This is a genomic window from Streptomyces sp. NPDC002911, assembly GCF_053591835.1.
The window spans coordinates 168,913-190,914 of the sequence record NZ_JBSFUO010000009.1 but is presented as its reverse complement, the minus strand read 5'-3'; the positions used below and the strand labels follow the sequence as shown (position 1 = coordinate 190,914).

Below are 22,002 nucleotides of genomic sequence, written 5' to 3'. Positions count from 1 at the left end.
AATGATCCACAGCCTGTGGACAAAAATTTCGTCCACAGGGTCGCGATGATGTTGTCCACCGTCGGCCCACAGGAGTGCCCCTGTTGTCCCCAGCTTCTCCACACCCCTGTCCACTGTTCGGCAACACAACACCCGCTTTCACCGCCGAGAGTGAAAGGCGTCACACAAGGGGCCTCGGTTGAGCTGTGGGGAACGTGGGTAAAGCTGGGGACAGCCCTGGGGAGAAGTCCCCCTGCCCTGTGCATCGAGTGTGCAGAACTTTCGCGTGTCCACAGAAACGCCTGGTTGTCCACCGGTGCCACCCACAGGGTCGGTGGACAAAAAACAGGGTCTGACCTGGGGAAATGACGTTATCCACGGTTTCCACAGGGCCTACTACTACTACCACTCAGAGTTAGCCAGGAATCCGCTTCGAAGTGGGGCCTGTGCACAACTCGAGCGGCGAGCTCGGCGAACCTCCTGGTGCGACTTGACCCCGAGCAGCAACGAGTGTCGGTGCCGTACGTCAGACTGGACCCCGGTGGTCTCCCCAGCCCTTGGGCAGGGAGCCCCGGTCAGACGACGAAGGCCAGCAGGGCGAGCGAGCAACAGCAGGAGGCGGTTCCGGTGAAGATCCGGGTGGAGCGCGATGTACTCGCGGAGGCGGTGGCCTGGGTGGCCCGCAGCCTCCCGGCCCGTCCGCCGGCGCCCGTTCTCGCGGGCCTTCTGCTGAAGGCTGAGGACGGCGCCCTCAGCTTCTCGAGCTTCGACTACGAGGTCTCGGCCAAGGTCTCCGTGGACGCGGAGGTCGAGGAGGACGGCACGGTGCTCGTCTCCGGCCGGCTGCTCGCCGACATCTGCCGCGCCCTGCCGAACAGGCCGGTGGAGATTTCCACCGACGGCGTACGGGCCACGGTGGTCTGCGGCTCCTCGCGCTTCACACTCCACACCCTGCCTGTGGAGGAGTACCCGGCACTGCCGCAGATGCCGACCGCCACGGGCACCGTCCCCGGTGAGGTCTTCGCCTCCGCTGCGGCGCAGGTCGCCATCGCGGCCGGGCGTGACGACACCCTGCCGGTCCTGACCGGCGTCCGGATCGAGATCGAGGGCGAGACCGTCACTCTCGCTTCGACCGACCGCTACCGCTTCGCAGTCCGTGAGTTCCTGTGGAAGCCGGAGAACCCCGACGCCTCGGCTGTGGCCCTGGTGCCCGCCAAGACGCTCCTGGACACAGCCAAGGCGCTGACCAGCGGTGACACGGTGACCCTGGCCCTGTCCGGCTCGGGCGCGGGTGAAGGGCTCATCGGTTTCGAGGGCGCAGGCCGCCGTACGACCACGCGGCTGCTCGAGGGCGATCTTCCGAAGTACCGGACCCTCTTCCCCACCGAGTTCAACTCGGTCGCGGTCATCGAGACCGCCCCGTTCGTCGAGGCCGTCAAGCGTGTGGCCCTCGTCGCCGAGCGGAACACCCCGGTGCGGCTGAGCTTCGAGCAGGGCGTGCTGATCCTGGAGGCCGGCTCCAGCGACGACGCACAGGCTGTGGAGCGTGTCGACGCCGTGCTCGAGGGTGACGACATCTCGATCGCCTTCAACCCGACCTTCCTGCTGGACGGGCTCAGCGCGATCGACTCCCCGGTCGCTCAGCTCTCCTTCACGACGTCGACCAAGCCGGCCCTGCTCAGTGGCCGGGCGGCCGTCGACGCCGAGGCGAACGACTCGTACAAGTACCTGATCATGCCGGTCCGCCTCTCCGGCTGATCCGGCGGTCGTTCCTGTCATGGCAGTTTCCGGCGGGCAGGCTCAGCGCAGAGCGGGCCCACCGTGCTGCACCCCGCCGTGCTGTCCCGGGCCGGGCGTAGGCTCGGCCCTGGGTACGAATCGGCACAACGCGTAAGGAATCTCTGATGGAGCTCGGTCTCGTCGGCCTCGGCAAGATGGGCGGCAACATGCGCGAGCGCATCCGCCGCGCAGGGCACACGGTCATCGGTTACGACCGCAACCCGGACGTCGCCGATGTCCACAGCCTCGAAGAGCTTGTGGGCAAGCTCAAGGGTCCGCGCGTCGTGTGGGTGATGGTTCCGGCGGGTGCCGCGACCCAGTCCACCATCGACGAGCTGGCCGAGTTGCTCTCCCCGGGCGACGTCGTCGTGGACGGTGGGAACTCCCGCTGGACCGACGACGAGAAGCACGCCGTCGAGCTGGGCATCAAGGGCATCGGCTTCGTCGACTGCGGCGTCTCCGGCGGCGTCTGGGGCCTGGAGAACGGCTACGCCCTGATGTACGGCGGCGAAGCCGCGAACGTCGAGAAGGTCCAGCCGGTCTTCGACGCCCTCAAGCCCGAGGGTGACTACGGTTCCGTCCACGCGGGCAAGGTCGGCGCCGGCCACTTCGCCAAGATGGTCCACAACGGCATCGAGTACGCCATGATGCAGGCCTACGCCGAGGGCTGGGAGCTCCTGGAGAAGGTCGACTCCGTCACCGACGTGCGCGAGGTCTTCCGCTCCTGGCAGGAGGGCACGGTCATCCGTTCCTGGCTGCTCGACCTGGCGGTCAACGCGCTGGACGACGACGAGCACCTCGACCAGCTCCGTGGCTTCGCAGCCGACTCCGGCGAGGGCCGGTGGACGGTCGAGGCCGCCATCGACAACGCGGTTCCGCTGCCCGCGATCACAGCGTCCCTGTTCGCCCGCTTCGCCTCGCGTCAGGACGACTCGCCGCAGATGAAGATGATCGCCGCGCTGCGCAACCAGTTCGGCGGCCACGCGGTCGAGAACAAGAAGTAGGACCGCGGGGCGCGGGCAGCCCCGGGGCACAGCGGAACACAGCAGAGCACGCAGTCGGAAGGGTCGGCGACCATGCACGTCACGCATCTCTCGCTGGCCGACTTCCGCTCGTACGCCCGGGTCGAGGTTCCTCTCGACCCGGGCGTCACCGCGTTCGTGGGGGCCAACGGCCAGGGCAAGACCAATCTGGTGGAGGCGGTCGGCTATCTCGCCACGCTCGGCAGCCACCGGGTGTCGTCCGACGCCCCCCTGGTGCGGATGGGTGCGGAGCGCGCCGTCGTACGCGCTGCGGTCACCCAGGGCGAGCGTTCGCAGCTGATCGAGCTGGAGCTCAATCCGGGCCGCGCCAATCGGGCCCGTGTCAACAGGTCGTCGCAGGTCAGACCGCGTGACGTCCTGGGGATAGTACGGACGGTGCTCTTCGCCCCGGAGGACCTTGCGCTCGTGAAGGGTGACCCGGGCGAGCGCCGGCGCTTTCTGGACGAGCTGATCACGGCGCGCTCCCCCCGCATGGCCGGAGTCCGATCCGACTACGAGCGGGTGCTGAAGCAGCGGAACACCCTGTTGAAGTCCGCCGCCATGGCCCGCAGACACGGCGGCCGGTCGATGGATCTGTCCACGCTGGACGTGTGGGACCAGCACCTGGGCCGTGTGGGGGCGGAGCTGCTGGCGCAGCGGCTGGACCTGATCGCGACCCTGCAGCCGCTGGCGGACAAGGCGTACGCGGACGTCGCCCCCGGCGGTGGACCGGTGACGCTGGAGTACCGCAGCTCGGTCGGTCCCGATGTGGAGCCCGCGCGCAATCGCGAGGAGCTGTACGAGCAGGTGATGACCGCACTGGTCCAGGCACGCAAACAGGAGATCGAGCGCGGCGTGACGCTGGTCGGTCCGCACCGTGACGACGTGGTGCTGGGCCTGCGCGGAATGCCGGCGAAAGGGTACGCGAGCCATGGCGAGTCCTGGTCGTACGCCCTGGCGCTCAGACTGGCTTCGTACGACCTGCTCCGCACCGAGGGCAATGAGCCGGTGCTGGTGCTCGACGACGTGTTCGCCGAGCTGGACGCGCGCCGTCGCGAGCGGCTGGCGGAGCTCGTGGCCCCCGGCGAGCAGGTGCTGGTGACGGCCGCGGTCAACGATGACGTACCGGGTGTGCTGGCCGGTGCGCGGTACGAGGTGTCCGCCGGGGCGGTGGAGCGACGGTGAGCGGTCCGGACGAGCGGGGTGGACCCACGCCGCGGCGGGTGAAGCAGCCCGACGTGTCGGGTGTGGATCTGGCGCGCGTGGCCCTGCGTGCGGCGAAGGAGCAGGCCCGTGCGCGGGGCGCCGCGGCTCAGCAGAAGAAGCAGGCCAGGCGAGGCGGCGGTCTGCGGTCGGGCGCCCGGTCCGACGGCCGTGATCCGCTGCCGTTGGGATCGGCGATCAACCGGCTGATCACCGAGCGGGGCTGGGAGACCCCGGCGGCCGTCGGGGGAGTGATGGGCCGCTGGCCCCAGATCGTCGGTGACGACCTGGCCAATCACTGTGTGCCGGTGCGCTACGACGAGGATCCGGTCGAGCGGGTGCTGACCGTGCAGTGCGATTCGACGGCGTGGGCGACACAGCTCCGGCTGCTGGCACCTCAGCTGGTGGCCCGGCTGAACACGGATCTGGGCCACGGCACCGTACGGATGATCAAAGTTCTCGGCCCCGGCGGTCCGCAGCGCAGATTCGGCCCGCTCCGGACGCCCGGGAGCAAGGGACCCGGCGACACCTACGGCTGAGCAGGTCTTTTCCTCCTCCGGAGCCCTCAGGCACCGGCTCACGCCGGGGACGACATGGGGGCGTTTCACTCGCCTATGTCCTGATCTGCCGACGACGCGACCTTTCCGGTCTGTACGGCTATGTGGGGGTTTGGGTCCCGTGAGGGACGTGGGGCGTCCCTCACCGTAGCGGGAGGTTGACAGCCCGAAGCGCGCAATGCCCTCGTGAGCCCCCCGGGGCCCCTTCCCGAATATGGGGAGTCGTCAGCCGCTCATTCAGGGCGGCACATGCGTACTCAGGCACCGGCAAACCCCCATTCATGTCGGCGCTACCGGTAGACTGATGGACAATCCCGCTTCCTCGCGGGAGTCGTCGATACAAGCCGAACGACGCAGCCGCTCCCGCCTGCCGGAGAACGGCCTGTGCTGTGCCAGAAAGGGCGCTTCGTGGCCGATTCCGGCAACCCCAACGAGAACATCCCGTCCACAGCCGGTGAGCACGGCGAGGTGACCGCCTCGTACGACGCCAGCGCGATCACTGTGCTCGAAGGCCTGGACGCGGTCCGCAAGCGACCCGGTATGTACATCGGGTCGACCGGTGAGCGCGGTCTCCACCACCTCGTGCAAGAGGTTGTCGACAACTCGGTCGACGAGGCGATGGCCGGGCACGCGGACACCATCGACGTCACGATCCTCGCCGACGGCGGGGTGCGCGTGATCGACAACGGCCGCGGTATCCCCGTCGGGATCGTGCCGTCCGAAGGCAAGCCGGCCGTCGAGGTCGTGCTCACCGTCCTGCACGCGGGCGGAAAGTTCGGGGGCGGCGGCTACGCCGTCTCCGGTGGTCTGCACGGCGTCGGTGTGTCCGTCGTCAACGCCCTGTCCACCCGGGTCGCCGTCGAGGTCAGGACGGACGGCTACCGCTGGACCCAGGACTACAAGCTCGGTGTCCCGACCGCCCCGCTGGCTCGGAACGAGGCCACGGAGGAGACGGGGACGACCGTCACCTTCTGGGCCGACGGCGATGTCTTCGAGACGACCGACTACTCCTTCGAGACGCTCTCGCGCCGATTCCAGGAGATGGCGTTCCTCAACAAGGGACTCACGCTCAAGCTCACCGACGAGCGGGAGTCGGCGAAGGCCACGGCCGGCGCCGACAGCGCCGAGGTGGTCGACGTCCCCGACGAGGAGTCGACCCGCACGGTCACGTACCACTACGAGAACGGCATCGTCGACTTCGTCAAGTACCTCAACTCCCGCAAGGGCGAGCTCATTCACCAGTCGGTGATCGACATCGAGGCCGAGGACAAGGAGCGACTCCTCTCGGCCGAGATCGCCATGCAGTGGAACACGCAGTACACCGAGGGCGTCTACTCCTTCGCCAACGCGATCCACACGCATGAGGGCGGTACGCACGAGGAGGGCTTCCGCGCGGCGCTGACCTCGCTGGTCAACCGCTACGCGCGCGACAAGAAGCTGCTGCGCGAAAAGGACGACAACCTCACCGGTGAGGACGTCCGCGAGGGTCTGACGGCGATCATCTCGGTCAAGCTGGGCGAGCCCCAGTTCGAGGGGCAGACGAAGACCAAGCTCGGCAACACCGAGGCGAAGACCTTCGTCCAGAAAGTGGTCCACGAGCAGCTGACGGACTGGTTCGACCGGAACCCCAACGAGGCCGCCGACATCATCCGCAAGGGCATCGCGGCCTCCACGGCCCGTGTCGCGGCCCGCAAGGCGCGTGACCTCACCCGGCGCAAGGGGCTCCTGGAGAGCGCCTCGCTGCCCGGCAAGCTGAGCGACTGTCAGTCCAACGACCCGACGAAGTGCGAGATCTTCATCGTCGAGGGTGACTCCGCCGGTGGTTCGGCGAAGTCCGGCCGTAACCCGATGTACCAGGCCATCCTGCCGATCCGGGGCAAGATCCTGAACGTCGAGAAGGCCCGGATCGACAAGATCCTGCAGAACACCGAGGTCCAGGCGCTGATCTCGGCCTTCGGCACCGGGGTCCACGAGGATTTCGACATCGAGAAGCTCCGCTATCACAAGATCATTTTGATGGCGGACGCCGACGTCGACGGTCAGCACATCAACACCCTGCTGCTGACTTTCCTGTTCCGCTTCATGCGGCCGCTGGTCGAGTCCGGGCACGTGTACCTCTCACGCCCGCCGCTCTACAAGATCAAGTGGGGCCGTGACGACTTCGAGTACGCGTACTCGGACCGCGAGCGCGATGCCCTGGTGACGCTCGGCAAGCAGAACGGCAAGCGGATCAAGGAAGACTCGATCCAGCGCTTCAAGGGCCTGGGTGAGATGAACGCCGAGGAGCTGCGCGTCACCACGATGGATGTCGACCACCGTGTGCTGGGCCAGGTCACCCTGGACGACGCGGCGCAGGCCGACGACCTGTTCTCGGTGCTGATGGGCGAGGACGTCGAGGCGCGGCGCTCGTTCATCCAGCGCAATGCCAAGGACGTCCGCTTCCTCGACATCTGAGTCGGCCGTACAAGCAAGCCGCAGTGCGAAAGGACTTTGACCAGCAATGGCCGACGAGAACACCCCTGTGATGCCCGAAGAGGAGCCCGCCGTTCCGGGCGTGGGCATGCGTGTCGAGCCCGTGGGGCTCGAGACGGAGATGCAGCGCTCCTACCTCGACTACGCGATGTCCGTCATCGTGTCGCGCGCGCTGCCCGACGTGAGGGACGGTCTGAAGCCCGTCCACCGCCGGGTGCTGTACGCGATGTACGACGGTGGCTACCGGCCCGAGAAGGGCTTCTACAAGTGTGCCCGCGTCGTCGGTGACGTCATGGGTACGTACCACCCGCACGGCGACTCCTCGATCTACGACGCGCTCGTGCGCCTGGCACAGCACTGGTCGATGCGCATGCCGCTGGTGGACTCCAACGGCAACTTCGGCTCCCCGGGTAACGACCCGGCCGCGGCCATGCGGTACACCGAGTGCAAGATGATGCCGCTGTCCATGGAGATGGTCCGGGACATCGACGAGGAGACCGTCGATTTCAAGGACAACTACGACGGCCGCAACCAGGAGCCGGTTGTTCTGCCGGCCCGGTTCCCGAACCTGCTGATCAACGGCTCGGCAGGCATCGCGGTGGGTATGGCCACGAACATTCCGCCGCACAACCTGCGCGAGGTCGCCGCCGGTGCGCAGTGGTACCTGGAGAATCCGGAGGCTTCGCACGAGGCGCTCCTGGACGCTCTGCTCGAGCGGATCAAGGGCCCTGACTTCCCGACGGGCGCGCTCGTCGTCGGACGCAAGGGCATCGAAGAGGCGTACCGCACCGGACGCGGCTCGATCACGATGCGCGCGGTGGTGGCGGTCGAGGAGATCCAGGGCCGGCAGTGCCTGGTCGTCACGGAGCTTCCGTACCAGACCAACCCCGACAACCTCGCGCAGAAGATCGCCGACCTGGTGAAGGACGGCAAGGTCGGCGGCATCGCGGACGTCCGTGACGAGACGTCCTCGCGCACGGGCCAGCGACTGGTCGTCGTGCTGAAGCGTGACGCTGTCGCCAAGGTCGTGCTGAACAACCTCTACAAGCACACCGATCTGCAGTCGAACTTCGGCGCGAACATGCTGGCGCTCGTCGACGGGGTGCCGCGCACGCTGTCGATCGACGCCTTCATCCGGCACTGGGTGACGCACCAGATCGAGGTCATCGTCCGGCGTACGAAGTTCCGGCTACGCAAGGCCGAGGAGCGGGCGCACATCCTGCGCGGCCTGCTCAAGGCGCTGGACGCGATCGACGAGGTCATCGCGCTCATCCGCCGCAGCAACACCGTGGAGATCGCGCGTGATGGCCTGATGGGCCTGCTGGAGATCGACGAGCTCCAGGCGAACGCGATCCTGGAGATGCAGCTGCGCCGCCTGGCCGCGCTGGAGCACCAGAAGATCACCGCCGAGCACGACGAGCTCCAGGCGAAGATCAACGAGTACAACGAGATCCTCGCGTCGCCGGCTCGGCAGCGTCAGATCGTCAGCGAGGAACTGGCTTCGATCGTCGACAAGTTCGGCGACGACCGGCGCTCCAAGCTGGTGCCCTTCGACGGCGACATGTCGATCGAGGACCTCATCGCCGAGGAAGACATCGTCGTCACCATCTCGCGCGGCGGGTACGTCAAGCGCACCAAGACGGACGACTACCGCTCGCAGAAGCGTGGCGGCAAGGGCGTGCGCGGCACGAAGCTGAGGGAAGACGACATCGTCGACCACTTCTTCGTGTCGACGACGCACCACTGGCTGCTGTTCTTCACGAACAAGGGCCGGGTCTACCGGGCCAAGGCGTACGAGCTGCCGGACGCCGGCCGGGACGCGCGTGGCCAGCACGTCGCCAACCTGCTGGCGTTCCAGCCGGACGAGCAGATCGCGCAGATCCTGGCGATCCGTGACTACGAGGCGGCGCCTTACCTGGTCCTGGCGACCAAGGGAGGTCTGGTGAAGAAGACCTCGCTCAAGGACTACGACTCGCCGCGTTCCGGTGGCGTCATCGCGATCAACCTCCGGGAGACGGAGAGCGGCGCGGACGACGAGCTGATCGGCGCGGAACTGGTGTCGGCCGAGGACGACCTGCTCCTCATCAGCAGGAAGGCCCAGTCGATCAGGTTCACGGCGACGGACGACGCACTGCGCCCGATGGGCCGTGCCACCTCGGGCGTGAAGGGCATGAGTTTCCGCGAGGGCGACGAACTGCTGTCGATGAATGTTGTCCGGCCCGGTACGTTCGTGTTCACTGCCACTGACGGCGGGTACGCGAAGCGCACCGCTGTCGACGAGTACCGCGTCCAGGGTCGTGGCGGGCTGGGTATCAAGGCCGCCAAGATCGTCGAGGATCGTGGTTCGCTGGTCGGCGCGCTGGTGGTGGAGGAAGCGGACGAGATCCTCGCTATCACGCTCGGCGGTGGTGTGATTCGTACGCGAGTCAATGAAGTCAGGGAGACGGGCCGTGACACCATGGGCGTCCAACTGATCAATCTGGGCAAGCGCGATGCCGTCGTCGGTATCGCGCGCAACGCCGAGGCCGGTCGTGAGGCCGAAGAGGTCGACGGGACCGATGAGGCCGAAGGCGCCACGGTCGAGGCCCATGCCGAGAACGTGGTCGAGGGCACAGTCGAGGGCACGGAGCCTTCGGCCGGGGAGCACGAGGAGTAGAGCGTGAGTGGAGCCACGGGCGCCGATTCGGCCGCTTCCGGAGCTGGAGCGAACGGTGCCCGTGGCTCTGCCACGGACTCCCAAGGGGGCACTGTGACGGACACTCGGGGACCACAGCCGCAGTACGAGGGGTACGCCACCGGGCCGTTGCCCGGCGAGCGGGAGCCCGCAGCGGCTCAGACGGGGCCCTACCACCCGCCGCAGGCGTACCAGTCGCCTGCGGGCGGTACGCAGGGCGGAGGCACACAAGGCGGTGTAGCGGGCGGCACGCAGGCGACCCGGCTGCCGCGGACGGGGGCGCGGACCACTCCGCGTACCCGTAAGGCGCGTCTGCGGGTGGCGAAGGCCGATCCGTGGTCGGTGATGAAGGTCAGTTTCCTTCTCTCCATCGCGCTCGGGATCTGCACGGTGGTCGCGGCCGCCGTCCTGTGGATGGTGATGGACGCGATGGGCGTCTTCTCCACCGTGGGCGGCACCATCAGCGAGGCCACCGGCTCGAACGAGAGCAACGGCTTCGATCTGCAGTCGTTCCTGTCGCTGCCGCGGGTCCTCATCTTCACGTCGGTCATCGCGGTGATCGACGTGGTGCTGGCGACCGCACTGGCGACGCTGGGCGCCTTCATCTACAACCTGTCGGCGGGCTTCGTGGGTGGCGTGGAGCTCACTCTCGCCGAGGACGAGTAGGACGCCGGGTATCGATTTTGGGACTGGCCCCGACGTGCGCTAATCTTCAGAAGTCAGCGCAGCAGCGCGGCGGGGCTATAGCTCAGTTGGTTAGAGCGCATCCCTGATAAGGATGAGGCCACAGGTTCAAATCCTGTTAGCCCCACCATTGCAAAGGCCCCCCACCGTTACCGGTGGGGGGCCTTTGACGTCTACGTCTGACATCAGCCGGTCAATGGGTCTTCCGAGGCGGGCATGGGCTCAGACGGGGTCTTCGTCGAGCACCAACATGATGTGCTCCTGCTCGCCGTACCAAACCGCCCCGGCTCGCCGGAAGCCGTGCTTCTCCAGCAGTCGCACCGAGCCGGTGTTCCCGACGAAGGGGTCGGCGTGCAGGGGACGGGCCTTTTCCCGCTCCAGGAACAGCTCCAGTGCCTGCGTACCGACGCCCAGTCCCCAGTACTGCCTGCCGAGCCAGTATCCGATGAAGCGCCGGCCCTCGCCCGACCACGCCACCACGTTGCCCGCCAGCGCTCCGTCGACGGTGACGGCCTGTACGAAGACGGTGGGGTCCCCAAGAACCTTTGTCGTCCAGTGGGTCATGAAGGCTTCCCGTTCCCGGGGTGGGAACTTTGACCGCTGGACGGCCTCAGGATCGTGTTCCTGCGCGAAGAATTCCTCCAGATCGGCCTGTCCGACGTCTCTTAGACACACATGAGCGCTCATGTCGATGGAGCTTGTCACCACCCACTGACACTCGGCTGACATCAACGGCTGACACCAACAGATGCGGGCAGCACCGACCGACGCCGTACCGCAACGGACCGGCATCCAAGGACACCGGCCGGTCGGCCGACGTCGCCCCGTTGCGTTCCATCGCGCGGAAGCGGCTGCGTATCGGGGCGCGAAAAAGGCCCCCGCCGGTGTGAACCGGACCAGGGGCCTGGGTGGCGTTCGCGCCGCCCTCAGGGTGGCAGCGGGGCCGAGTCCCCGGCAGGTGTGGCGCCGTGGGCGGACTGGGTGCTGTACGTCGTCCGAGCGGCGTCCGTGGTGTCGGCGGACAGCTGGCGGCCGGCCGGCGAGGAGCCGTGCGCCTCGGCGCGGATGCGCTGTTTCATCGTGGGTGGCAGCGCCCTGTCACGCGGAAGGGTCCATCGCACCGACGGGGTGGTCGCGGTTGCCGGTGCCGCATCCGTGTGCTTCTGGTTCGTGACCGTCGGCTCCGCGGCCGTGGCCTGGGCGGTGGCAAGGCCCAGCGACGCGAGAAGTGCGAAGAAGGCGGTGACGAAGGCGGTCCAGATGCTCTTGGCCCTGAAGGTGCTCATGGCCCCTCGCTTTCAGGTGGTCCGGTTTGCTTACCCTTTCGATGATGTGGATCCGGCCCTCGAACACCGGGACCGACGCCCCCGGTGCGCCGATCTTCCGATGAACACCACTCTTATGGTGCAACCGGCTCGGAAAAGCTGTTCCCGGGGCGGTGAGCGGCCTCGGCGGGGGCCCGGAAGGGGCGGCGAGCGGGTTCCGGGGAGGTCACCGATCGGTATCGGCCGGTGTGTATAGTCGGGCGGCAGAAGTTCCTTACGTCAAGGAAAGACGAGGTCGCGCGGTGAAGAAGCTTCTCCTGGTCGCACTGGCCGCCATCGGCGGGCTCCTCGTGTACCGCCAGATCCAGGCGGATCGCGCCGAGCAGGATCTGTGGACGGAGGCGACCGACTCCGTGCCCGCAGGTTCAGGTGTGTGAGACGGAACAGTCTGCTAGAAGCCCCGGCCGCCGAGCGGCCGGGGCTTTCTGCTGTCCTGAGTCCGCTGTTGCGCGGCAGTGACAGTCGCCTCTCTGGGTTCACCAGAGCAAATCATTGGATCGCATGAGCAAAGCGACGTTGGTGTACAGGTGGCCGCGAGGGACCCGGTGGGCGCACACCCGGCTTCCGCGCCCGGTGAGCCCGCTGGACCGGGCCGCTTAGCTCTCCGGGCCCCAGCACGGAACTCCCGCGCTGACGGCGGAGCTCGGGGGTACGGAACGGGCGACGGCGGCATTACGACGGGGGCCGCAGACAGCGGTGGTGCGGGCGGGGCAGGATGGACCGGCATCGCGACGGCTGCCGGAGCGGGCGCCGCGGCCGTCCTGATCGCGGGGCTCCTGTTCGTACGCAGCCGACGCAGAGCAGGCACGCAGACGACGAGGGGAAACGCGTGAACAGGCAGCGCAACAGGGGCCGGGTGACGCTCGCGACGATCGCGGCGGTGTGCGCGGTGGCGGCGTTGCCGGGTCAGGCGCACGCGGCCGACGGCCCTGCGGCGTACACCTTCGACCCCGCGGCGACATCGGTCCCGGGCGCGGAGACGAACGCCGAAGCGGAGGAGCTGAAGCCCGGGGCGGTCTACAGGAGCTCCATCGAGCAGGGGCAGAAGCTCTACTACCGTCTGGAGCTCGACGACACGACCGATGCGTACGTCTCCGCCGTGGCAGTGCCGAAGGCAGGCGGAAAGGTCGCCTACGGGGACGGCATCACGATCAGCATCAGGGACCTGGACGACAACCAGTGCAGTTCTGAGGACGCGGACTTCGAGTCGGCGGAGTTCCCGCGCCCGATCACCGCGTACGCCCACCGGACCGTGGAGAAGGACAGCAACACCTGCGAGGCGGGCGGCACGTACAACGTCCTGATCGAGCGGGAGAGCAAGGCGACGTCGTCCCCGGCGGTCTGGGGCCTGGAGCTGCGCTTCGAGGCCGAGCCGGCGCTGAAGGACGGCGAGTCGCTGCCGACCGAGGCACCGGAGAACTGGCCCTCCGCCTCGCCGGTGCCGCCGGCCGGAAAGCAGGAGCGGTCCGGTGGAAGCAGCTTCTACGACGCCACCGGGCTGGAGTCCGGCGAATGGGTCACCTCCATTGCGCCCGGTCGGACCCGCTTCTATCGGGTGCCCGTGGACTGGGGCCAGCAGATCTTCGCCACGGCCGTGCTGAGCAACAGCAAGAAGTCCACGGAATACCTAGGCAACGCCCTGGTGATGGCGCTGGACAACCCGGCGGGCGGGCATGTGGACAACGCGATGCTGTCGTACTCCGGGGCGTCCAGCTCAGTGGCTCTGGACCCGCTGCCCCCGGTGGCGTACGAGAACCGCTACGCGGCGGCGGCGGACGTCAGCGCCATGCGCTTCGCCGGCTGGTACTACCTGTCGGTGACGCTCTCGCCCGAGGTCGCGGAGCATTACGGCGACGAGGCCATCGGGCTGACGCTCAAGGTGAAGGTCGTCAACGACAGAAAGCCGTCGCCCTACCAGGGGGACGCCGGGGTCTTCGGGGTCACGGACGACGACAGGGAGATGGCCAAGAGCGGCGGGAGCGCGCCCGAGGCCGTCAGGAGCGCCACCATGACGATGGTGGCCGCGGCGGGCATCGGCGCGGGTTCCGTGCTGGTGCTGGGGCTCGGCGTCTGGACCCTGCTGGCCAGGCGCCGGGCGGTTCCCGCCGCCGTGCCGCCGGGTCCGGGCGGGCAGTCGCCGTTCGGCGGCCCGCCGCAGGCCCGGTAGGACGCTCAGGCCTGGGTGAGTGCCCAGATCCCCACCGCGAAGCAGATCAGCGCCACCACCAGCACCGGGACCGCCACCTTCGGGGGCGGTCCCGGCCGCTTCGTGGAGGACGGCTGCGGGGCTGCGTCCGACGGAACCTGAGGGTTTCGGGCCGTGTGGGCGCGGGTGGCCGCCGCCCCGTACGGCACGGCGGCCGTAGCGGCCTGGGCGAGGCCTCGGGCCGCGTCGGCGGCGGCGTAGGGGTACGCCGGGTGGCCGGGGAGCGGGGCGGACGGCGTCCGCGGCTGCGCGGGGTGCGGATGAGGTGCGGGGGGCTGCGGGGGTGGAGCGAGATGGAAGCTGCCCGTCTCCGACATCGACGAGGGCGGCGTGTACGGCTGTTGTACCGGCGTGCCCTGCGGCTGTGGGTACAGCTGTTGTCCGGGGCCCTGCGGCGCGTACGTCTCCTGGGGCGGCTGCGGTGCGGGAATCGTGCCGCCCACGGCCTGTGCGGGCGTCTGAGGCCCGTTGCCAGGCGTTTCGGGGGCGCCGGTCCCGACGGGGCCGTCGGGACCGTATCCCGCGGGCAGCGGGCCGATCTGGTCGAACACCTCCACCGGTTCGTCGCCCGGTCCTGCTTCCGGCAGCATCTCGATCGCGGCCGTCAGCGCCTTGCGCGCGCCCGTGGCCGTACGGAAACGGGCGTGCGGGTCCGGCTGCAGCAAGCCGGCCAGGACCTGCCACAAGGGCTCCGGCACCCCTTGGGGCGCGCTCGGGGTGCCGTGCGTGGCGAAGTACTCGATCAGCGCCTTGGAGTCGGGCTTCTGCCCCTGGAGCAGATAGAGCGCGACGAGACCGACGGCGAACAGATCCGCCGGGAAGTCGGGCTCGGCTCCCATCATCTGCTCGGGCGCGAAGTAACCGGGCGTACCCACCACATAGTTGGTCTCCGTCAGCCGTGGCTCGCCCTTGCGCATCGAGATGCCGAAGTCGGACAGCCGCAGATGCGGGCGGTCCGTACCGGTGGCCTCCATCAGGATGTTGGCCGGTTTGATGTCGCGGTGCACGACCCCCTCGGCGTGCACCGTGGACAGCCCGGACAGCAGCTGATCGAGCAGGAGACAGACGAACCGCGGGGGCAGCGGGCCGTAGTCGCCGATGACATGGGCCAGCGAACCGCCGCTGACCACATCCATCGTGAACAGGACCTTGTCGTCGTCGGCGGCCCAGCTGGCCGGAGCGAGGACATGCGGATGCTCGATCCGCAGCGCCTGCTCACGGACGAAGCGCAGCAGCGTGTGCGCGTCACTCTGCTGCAGGACCTTGGCCGCCACATACCGGCGGCGCCGGTGGTCCCATGCGCGCCAGACGGCGCCGACCCCGCCACGTCCGATCGGATCGACCAGCTCGTACCGACCAGCGAAGACCTCACCCATTGCGCTGTGCCCGCTCCCGTTCCCGTTTCGGTTCGTGCCCCGGCTGCCGGGATACTGCCACGGCTCCGCCGCCCCGGGGCGGCCCCGGGGCCTGGAGTCCGTTCTAGCTCTGGTGGCCTTCGTAGTGCGCGACCGCGTCCGCGGTGCGTCCCGCTCCGTACACCCGGAGGAACTCTGCCAGTTCGGGGTGGACCGGGGTGAGGGAGTCCGCCGCATCGATGATGTCGCCGGCCGCCGCGACCGACCGCAGCAGCGACTGGATCTCGCGGACCACACGCCGCACGGTGGGTGCCCCACCGGTGCTGGAGGTCTGGCCCGTGTTGGTCAGGACCGAGCCGCCCTGCGACTTCTTGATCTCTTCCATCCGGTCGGTGGCCTCTCCCGCACTGACGCTGCCGTCCGCCACCTGGCTGGCGAGCTCCTGAAGTGCCTGGACCCGCTGGACGACCGCGGGATTGCCGATCTTGGCCCGCTGCCCGCTCATCAGCTGGGAGAGCATGGGGGCGGACAGCCCGAGCACCGCCGCGAGGCGTGCCTGGTTGAGGCCGAGGTCATCTATCAGCCGTCGGAAGAGTGCCCCCAGAGGCTCCCCGTACCAGCTGCGCTGGAGCTCCCGGGCTCTAGCCGTCGCCTCTTGCTGCGCTGCGTCCATTGCGTCTCCCCTTCGCTGCGGCTTCGCTGCTGCGAACCTTGTCGTGCATCTTACGGAGAGCCACTGCGGGCCGGGAGCCCCAATCCTTTTGCAGGATTCGGGGGGTCACCCGGTACTCTGTTCTGCGACGGACTTCGCGGCATGGATGTGTCCTGTGGTGTCCGTATTCCGGGGCCTTAGCTCAGTTGGTAGAGCGCTGCCTTTGCAAGGCAGATGTCAGGAGTTCGAATCTCCTAGGCTCCACTTGCTCCACTCCGAGTGCCCTCCGACCCGCATGACGCGGAGCGGAGGGCATTTTCGTGTCCATGGGCCGGCACCTTCGCGACTTCGGGCAGAGGCACGCCGGGGTCAGGTGCCCTGACGTCCCCGCAGCTCCTCCACGGCGGCCCGGGCCGCGGCGCCGATCACCGCGTCGGCGCGCGGCAGCTTGGCGTCGGATCGGGCGGCCTGGGTGAAGACCACGGCGGTGTAGGTGCTGCCGTCCGCGAGTTCGACGACGCCCGCTTCGTGGCGCATGGCCCCGAAGCTGCCTGTCTTCCCGTAGACGGTGACATCGTCGTAGGGGAATCCGGAAGCGAGCCGGTGTGTCCACGGCTGCCTGCGCATCACGTCGCGCATGAAAGCGCAGCGATCGGCGGACGCGGCCTGTCCGGTCCAGATCGCTCGCAGAAGCCGTGCCATGTCCGCCGGTGTGGTGGAGGCCTTGAACGCCGGGTCGTACACACCCGAGGGCACGACGGTGTCGTTGTCCGCCACATGTGCCAGAGCCGCGTCCAGAGTGGGGGCGCCCGTCTCGGCGACCAGCCGGCTGAACGTGGCGACGACTCCCCCGTGGATATGGGTGTCGGGCATGCCCAGTTCCGCGCACATGGCGTCGACCACGTCCGGGCCGACCGCCCGGAGGACGGCGTCGGCGGAGGTGTTGTCGGAGATGGCCATCATCAGGATGACCATGTCGCGCAGTGACAGGGTGACGGGGTCGTGCAGGATCGAGATGCCGGTCGGGCCGGGCACGCGCTCGTCCGGGTCCAGCGTCAGCCTGTGACTCGGGTCGATCAGCCCCGCGTCCGCGAGGCGGCAGAAGGCGACCATCAGAGGCACCTTGTAGACCGACCCCATGGGCAGCCGCTCGCCGGGATCGACGGCCACCCGGGCAGACGGACGGTGCAGTTCCGCCACGTGCAGCCAGCCTCGGACACCCGCGTCGTCGAACATGCCGCGGATGGCCCGCTCCGCACTGCCGCCGGTCCTCCTCCCGCTCACTTCGCCACCCTCCGGGTCAGGGCGTCCTCGATCAGTCGTGCCGTCTCAGCGGTCTCCTTCGAACCCGGACGCCGTGGGTCCCAGGCCACCCGCAGGCGCAGGGGGAGCGGTGGGTCCGTCGCTGATCGCCGCTCGACCTCTGTTGCCGTCAACGTGGCGTCCGCCGTGACCAGGAGCGCCTGACCTGCCGCGACCAGGGCGAGGCCGGCGCGTTCGTCGGAGACCACCACGGTGTCCACGCGCCGTCCGCGGCTGGCCAGGGTGTCGACGAAGAGGTCGTGGGCCGCGGGCGCTTCGGCACGCGGCCGTACGGCGACGGGCAGGCGCGACGCCAGGGCGTCATGGGCGCCGCTCCGTCCGGCGGGGGCGAGGATCCAGGTCGGCAGCAGGATCACCCGACCTGCGGCGAGACCGTGCAACACGGAGGGATGGCGGATCACGGCGATGTCGAGCCGCCCGGCCGCCACGTCGTTGAGGAGTGCGGAGGTCGATGCCGTCACCATGCCGATCCGTGTGCGTTCGCCGGCCCGGACCGGCGAGGCCGCCACGTCGGCCGCGAGGGGCGTGGGGACCTCTGGTGTCAGCCCGAGCCGCAGGCGCCTGCCGTCGGCGTGCTCGCGGGCACCGGTCTCCCTGAGTTCCGCGAGTGCGGCCAGTGCTCTACGGGCGTGAGGAAGGAGCAGAGCCCCCTCCTCGGTGAGGGACACGCCTCTATCGCGGTCGAACAGGCGGACCCCGAGCAGGGCTTCCAGCCGACGCAGGCCCTGCGACAGAGGCGGTTGGGTGATGCCCACCCGTTGAGCGGCAGTTCCGAAGTGCTCTTCCTCCGCCAGCGCGACGAAGATTTCCAGATGCCGTTCCGTCAGCACTTTTCCTCCTGAAGTGCAGCGATACAGCCTGCGAATCAGCGTGATGCCGAAAGCGTATTCGACATGCGGCGGGAGGGCGGGCTTGACTCCGGAAAGGGGGCAGGCCGGGCCGGTTCGGGTAAGGCCGTAGCCGGGCTGCAGTCGAGCGAAGGCGCCCCCGACGCCGGGGGACCGCCTCCGGCCAGCTGATCAGGCCCCACTCGGAACGGAGAACACCGTGACGCGCACCGACAGCCGGAACAGGTCCGCCCCGCCGCGGGGGCGGTCGCGGCGCATGCGGATACCGCTCGGCATCGCCGTGACTCTTCTCCTGCTCGCGGGAGGGGGCTATGCCGCCTTCGATCTTGTGGGCGGCGATACTCAGGAAGAAGACGCGCAGGTCACGTCCGCCCATGAGCCCCTGGCGGCATTCCTCGCCGCGTGGGCCGGGCACGACGCGCGGAAGGCGGCGAGCTACACCGACACACCCGACGGGGCGGCATCGCTTCTCACGTCCGTACTGACCAACCTCAAGCCCTCCAGGACCACCATCGACGAGGGCGAGGGCCGGAGGGAAGGGGAAGGGAAGGTGCGCTTCCCCTTCACCGTGACCATGGTGGTACCCGGCGCGGGCGACGTCACGTGGCGCTCCCACGCCCAGGTGAGCGACATCGCAGGGACGTGGAAGGTCGAGTTCACCTCGCCGGTGATCCATCCGGAGCTGGAGCCGGGGCAGACGCTCGCGCTCAAGAGCGCCGGCAAGAGGGCGCAGATCCTCGACGCCGAGGGCGACCCGCTGCGTGCGGAAAGTCTGGTCGGAACCGTCGACCCGGCCAGCGGCAAGGGCGCATCAGGCCTGGAGGCCCGCTACGACGATGTCCTGTCCGGGGGGAGGAAGGCGGGCAAATCCCTGGTGGTCGCGGACCGGCAGAGCGGTCGCGCGGTCAAGGAGCTCACCGAGGCAGCCCAGGCCGAAGGCCGCCCGGTGCACACCACCATCGATCCCCGCGTACAGAAGGCGGCAGCCGATTCCCTGACCGGGGCCGAGGTCCACGCGGCCATCGTCGCCATAGACCCGCGCACCGGTCACATTCTCGCCGCGGCCAACCGGCCCGGCGGTTTCAACCGCGCCCTCGAAGGACGCTACCCACCCGGCTCCGTCTTCAAGGTCGTCACGGCAGCGGCTCTCCTGAAAGGCGGTATGACGGTGGAAAGCGCCGCTCCCTGCCCGAAGTTCGCACGGGTCGACGGGCAGCGCTTCGAAAACCAGAAGCAGTTCGAGCTGCCGTCCGGCTCGACCTTCGCCGACGCTTTCACGCAGTCGTGCAACACCTACTTCGTCGACGCCCGCGACCGGCTCTCCGAAACCGGCCTGCGCGACACGGCCCAGGCCTTCGGGATCGGCGGCAGCTGGGACGTGGGCACGACCACGTATGACGGCAGCGTTCCCGTTACGACGAGCGACAACGACAAGGCCGCTGCCACCATCGGCCAGGCACGCATTCAGGCGTCCCCGCTGGTCATGGCGTCCGTCGCGGCCACCGTCAAGACCGGGACGTTCAACCAGCCCGTGCTGGTGCCGGACGCGGTGAAGAAGAAGTACCGGGCCCCGGCAGAACTGGATGGCGGAGTCGCCGGCGAGCTCCGTGAACTGATGCGTGCCACCGTGACCTCCGGTTCGGCCCACGCGCTCAAGGACCTGCCCGGTCGACCCCACGCGAAGACCGGAACCGCCGAATACGGCAGCGGCATACCGCCTCGCACCCACGCCTGGATGATCGGGTATCAGGGTGACTCCGACCTCGCGTGGGCGGTTCTCCTGGAGGACGGCGGTTCCGGCGGCGCCGACGCCGGACCGGTCGCCGCGCGGTTTCTGCGCAACCTGACCCGCTGAGCAGAAGCCGGCAGGGTCCGAACGAAGACCTCTGAAGGGAAAAGCCCACACCTCATGAGCACCCGACCCCCTGTCTCCCGCCGTGCCGCATTCGCCACGCTGGCGGGGATCGCGACCCTGCCGCTCTCCGGGTGCAACGCCTCCCCGGCATCATCCGGTTCGCCACCGTCCGCTTCCACGTCCTCCGGCTCGACGCCCTCCGCCTCCATGTCCGCCGAGTCCCGTACCGAGCGCGCGTTCGCCGAGCTGGAGCGGAAGTACGACGCCAGGCTGGGCGTCTACGCACTCGACACCGGCAGCGGCCGGACCGTCACCCACCGGCCCGATGAACGCTTCGCTTACGCCTCCACCTGCAAGGCACTGCTCGCCGGCGCGGTGCTGGACAGGAACTCGCTCCGCCAGCTCGACCGGCTCGTGCGCTACAGCCGTGACGACCTCATCAGTAATTCGCCGATCGCCGAGCGGCATGTTGCCACCGGGCTGACTTTGCGTGAGCTGTGCGATGCCGCCGTCCGTTACAGCGACAACGCCGCGGCCAACCTCCTTTTCCGGGAGCTCGGAGGCCCTCAGGGACTGCAGGACGCTCTACGCGGGCTCGGCGACGACGTCACCCGCTGCGACCGCTATGAGGTCGCGCTCAGCGATGCGGTGCCTGGTGACCTCCGAGACACCAGCACCCCCCGCGCTCTCGTCGACGACCTGCGCGCATACGTCCTCGGCACCACGCTCCCCGCGGACAAGCGCGCCGTGCTCACCGACTGGCTCAAGCGCAACACCACCGGTGACCACACCATCCGTGCCGGTACCCCTGACGGTTGGCTCGTCGGCGACAAGACCGGTTCGGGCGGCTACGGCACCCGCAACGACATTGCCATCGTCTGGCCCCCCGGCGCCGCTCCCATCGCTCTCGCTGTCCTCTCCCGCCGCGACACCAAGGGCGCCGGACGCGATGATGCACTTCTCGCCCGTGCCGCCGAAATCACTTTCGAGGCAGTTGTCTGAGCAGTGGTCCGATGTGAACCGCGTGGGCGTGCGGCTGCCTTGCCATGCGGTCTGCGTGCTCTTCCTGTTTCACGTGGAACAGGAAAGGCGCCCCGTCTCTGTTTCACGTGAAACAGAGACGGGGCGCCTGGGGACCGTGAAGTCGTCCGGCGCCCCTTCCAGGCGGCCTTCGCGGGCGGACCGGGCCAGCGGTGATCTCCTCAGGTGCGACCGTCGTGGTCGGTGCCGTCCGCCTGGTCCGATTCGCCTTCGGCGTCGTCCTGCTTGGCTCGGACCTCCGGGTCGAGCACGGTCCGGCCGCTGCCGTCGACCGAGGTCAGCGGAGTTCGTTCGTCACCCACCTCGGTAGGAGCGGGCGGCTCGACCAGCCAGTCCGGGTTGGCCTGCTTGTCCCACCACTTCCAGGCGGCGAAAGCTCCGCCGGCCAGGATGCCCAGCACGAGAAACCCCTTGGCCGCTCGTCCAGCCTTGGCTCGCCGCTCGTGCTTCCTTACGAGCTTCTGGATCTCCCTGGCCGTCACCTGGCCTCGGAGCGCGGCCAGCGCGGCCGTGCTGCGGGCGGTGGCCTCCTCGGCCATGGGCCGGCTCGCGGCCACCGCGTACTCGACACGCGGCACGGTGTAGTCCGCGGCGGTGCGGGCGGCGCTACGCGTCCGGCAGGCCGCCTTGTGCGCGGCCTCGTCAACCTTGGGAGGCACGTGGGTCATTGCCTGCTCGATACGTGGTGCGAGATGCGCGCCGTACTGGACGCGGGCCTGCGCGGCTGCCTTCGACACCTTGGGTGCGAGCCGTGCGCGAGCCTCCTGTGCGTAGTGCGCGGCCTGTTCCTTGGCCGTGTCGGCGTAAGGCGCCACCACTTCCGCGGCGTGCTGCGCGCTGTCCTTCGCCGAGTAGGTTGCGGCGCGCACGCTGTCGATGCGGGTCACGGGATCCTCCTCCTTGGTGGCGGGTAGGTACTCCGCCTATCCACCCAATTCGAAATCATGCCCGCTGAGGCCTGAAGCGCCATGCGGGACGGGCATCCGGGTCATGAACGTGATTCTCGGGCAAAGAGGTGCAAGGGGAG

Annotated in this window: 18 protein-coding genes and 2 tRNA genes; 13 read left to right on the top strand and 7 right to left on the bottom strand. The window is 68.7% G+C overall.

Features of this window, described 5'->3' with window-relative positions:
- Positions 1-606: 606 nt before the first annotated feature.
- The 8 genes from dnaN to ACWD04_RS16975 all read left to right on the top strand — a co-directional run bounded on the left by dnaN (position 607) and on the right by ACWD04_RS16975 (position 10,500).
- Positions 607-1,737 carry a DNA polymerase III subunit beta gene (gene dnaN, locus ACWD04_RS17010; protein ID WP_359464132.1) on the top strand — a complete coding sequence of 377 codons (1,131 nt, stop codon included), beginning with the start codon at positions 607-609 and terminating at the stop codon, positions 1,735-1,737.
- 146 nt (positions 1,738-1,883) lie between these two features.
- On the top strand, positions 1,884-2,762 hold the full coding sequence (gene gnd / locus ACWD04_RS17005) for a phosphogluconate dehydrogenase (NAD(+)-dependent, decarboxylating) (protein ID WP_451132606.1): 879 nt from the start codon (positions 1,884-1,886) through the stop codon (positions 2,760-2,762).
- A gap of 72 nt (positions 2,763-2,834) precedes the next feature.
- A complete protein-coding gene (gene recF, locus ACWD04_RS17000) occupies positions 2,835-3,965 on the top strand; it encodes a DNA replication/repair protein RecF (RefSeq protein WP_451132604.1) in 1,131 nt (376 codons plus the stop codon).
- Complete coding sequence (locus ACWD04_RS16995) at positions 3,962-4,522, top strand: DUF721 domain-containing protein (RefSeq protein WP_451132602.1); 561 nt, start codon at positions 3,962-3,964, stop codon at positions 4,520-4,522. The genes recF and ACWD04_RS16995 overlap by 4 nt, the downstream gene beginning before the upstream one ends.
- 402 nt (positions 4,523-4,924) lie before the next feature.
- Entirely contained in the window at positions 4,925-6,994 is a 2,070-nt protein-coding gene (gene gyrB / locus ACWD04_RS16990; RefSeq protein ID WP_451132600.1) for a DNA topoisomerase (ATP-hydrolyzing) subunit B, read from the top strand.
- A gap of 46 nt (positions 6,995-7,040) precedes the next feature.
- Positions 7,041-9,668, top strand: coding sequence for a DNA gyrase subunit A (gyrA, locus tag ACWD04_RS16985; protein ID WP_451132598.1), 2,628 nt, complete (start codon positions 7,041-7,043; stop codon positions 9,666-9,668).
- Between the two features lie 93 nt (positions 9,669-9,761).
- The gene (locus ACWD04_RS16980) at positions 9,762-10,352 is read left to right on the top strand and encodes a DUF3566 domain-containing protein (RefSeq protein WP_451132596.1); all 591 of its coding nucleotides are present in this window, start codon (positions 9,762-9,764) and stop codon (positions 10,350-10,352) included.
- Between the two features lie 71 nt (positions 10,353-10,423).
- Positions 10,424-10,500, top strand: a tRNA-Ile gene (locus tag ACWD04_RS16975).
- Between the two features lie 92 nt (positions 10,501-10,592).
- Here ACWD04_RS16975 and ACWD04_RS16970 read toward each other — a convergent pair.
- Together ACWD04_RS16970 and ACWD04_RS16965 are read right to left on the bottom strand one after the other, a co-directional pair.
- Positions 10,593-11,057: a GNAT family N-acetyltransferase gene (locus tag ACWD04_RS16970; RefSeq protein ID WP_451132594.1), complete on the bottom strand. Its 465-nt coding sequence runs from the start codon at positions 11,055-11,057 to the stop codon at positions 10,593-10,595.
- Positions 11,058-11,296: 239 nt separating this feature from the next.
- Positions 11,297-11,656: a DUF6344 domain-containing protein gene (locus tag ACWD04_RS16965; RefSeq protein WP_451132592.1), complete on the bottom strand. Its 360-nt coding sequence runs from the start codon at positions 11,654-11,656 to the stop codon at positions 11,297-11,299.
- A 281-nt stretch (positions 11,657-11,937) separates the two neighbouring features.
- Here ACWD04_RS16965 and ACWD04_RS16960 point away from each other — a divergent pair, with 281 nt between their 5' ends.
- Positions 11,938-12,072 (top strand): DLW-39 family protein, encoded by a 135-nt coding sequence (locus tag ACWD04_RS16960; RefSeq protein ID WP_003958712.1) that lies wholly within the window; start codon positions 11,938-11,940, stop codon positions 12,070-12,072.
- Positions 12,073-12,524: 452 nt separating this feature from the next.
- The gene (locus ACWD04_RS16955; RefSeq protein ID WP_451132589.1) at positions 12,525-13,862 is read left to right on the top strand and encodes a hypothetical protein; all 1,338 of its coding nucleotides are present in this window, start codon (positions 12,525-12,527) and stop codon (positions 13,860-13,862) included.
- Positions 13,863-13,867: 5 nt separating this feature from the next.
- Here ACWD04_RS16955 and ACWD04_RS16950 read toward each other — a convergent pair whose 3' ends face one another.
- A complete protein-coding gene (locus ACWD04_RS16950; protein WP_451132587.1) occupies positions 13,868-15,277 on the bottom strand; it encodes a serine/threonine protein kinase in 1,410 nt (469 codons plus the stop codon).
- A gap of 103 nt (positions 15,278-15,380) precedes the next feature.
- The gene (locus tag ACWD04_RS16945; RefSeq protein ID WP_451132585.1) at positions 15,381-15,929 is read right to left on the bottom strand and encodes a helix-turn-helix domain-containing protein; all 549 of its coding nucleotides are present in this window, start codon (positions 15,927-15,929) and stop codon (positions 15,381-15,383) included.
- A 170-nt stretch (positions 15,930-16,099) separates the two neighbouring features.
- On the opposite strand from ACWD04_RS16945, the gene ACWD04_RS16940 reads away from it, so the two are divergent.
- Positions 16,100-16,172 (top strand) — tRNA-Ala (locus ACWD04_RS16940).
- Positions 16,173-16,277: 105 nt separating this feature from the next.
- Here ACWD04_RS16940 and ACWD04_RS16935 read toward each other — a convergent pair.
- Both ACWD04_RS16935 and ACWD04_RS16930 read right to left on the bottom strand, forming a co-directional pair.
- Positions 16,278-17,192, bottom strand: a complete 915-nt coding sequence (locus ACWD04_RS16935; protein ID WP_451132583.1) for a serine hydrolase — start codon at positions 17,190-17,192, stop codon at positions 16,278-16,280.
- The gene (locus tag ACWD04_RS16930; protein ID WP_451132581.1) at positions 17,189-18,061 is read right to left on the bottom strand and encodes a LysR family transcriptional regulator; all 873 of its coding nucleotides are present in this window, start codon (positions 18,059-18,061) and stop codon (positions 17,189-17,191) included. The genes ACWD04_RS16935 and ACWD04_RS16930 overlap by 4 nt, the downstream gene beginning before the upstream one ends.
- 217 nt (positions 18,062-18,278) lie before the next feature.
- Between ACWD04_RS16930 and ACWD04_RS16925 the strand changes: the two genes are divergently transcribed.
- Together ACWD04_RS16925 and bla are read left to right on the top strand one after the other, a co-directional pair.
- Positions 18,279-19,934: a penicillin-binding transpeptidase domain-containing protein gene (locus ACWD04_RS16925; RefSeq protein ID WP_451132579.1), complete on the top strand. Its 1,656-nt coding sequence runs from the start codon at positions 18,279-18,281 to the stop codon at positions 19,932-19,934.
- A gap of 54 nt (positions 19,935-19,988) precedes the next feature.
- The gene (gene bla / locus ACWD04_RS16920; protein WP_451132577.1) at positions 19,989-20,936 is read left to right on the top strand and encodes a class A beta-lactamase; all 948 of its coding nucleotides are present in this window, start codon (positions 19,989-19,991) and stop codon (positions 20,934-20,936) included.
- Positions 20,937-21,136: 200 nt separating this feature from the next.
- On the opposite strand, the gene ACWD04_RS16915 is transcribed toward bla, so the two are convergent.
- The gene (locus ACWD04_RS16915; protein WP_451132575.1) at positions 21,137-21,862 is read right to left on the bottom strand and encodes a DUF5324 family protein; all 726 of its coding nucleotides are present in this window, start codon (positions 21,860-21,862) and stop codon (positions 21,137-21,139) included.
- Positions 21,863-22,002 lie beyond the last annotated feature (140 nt).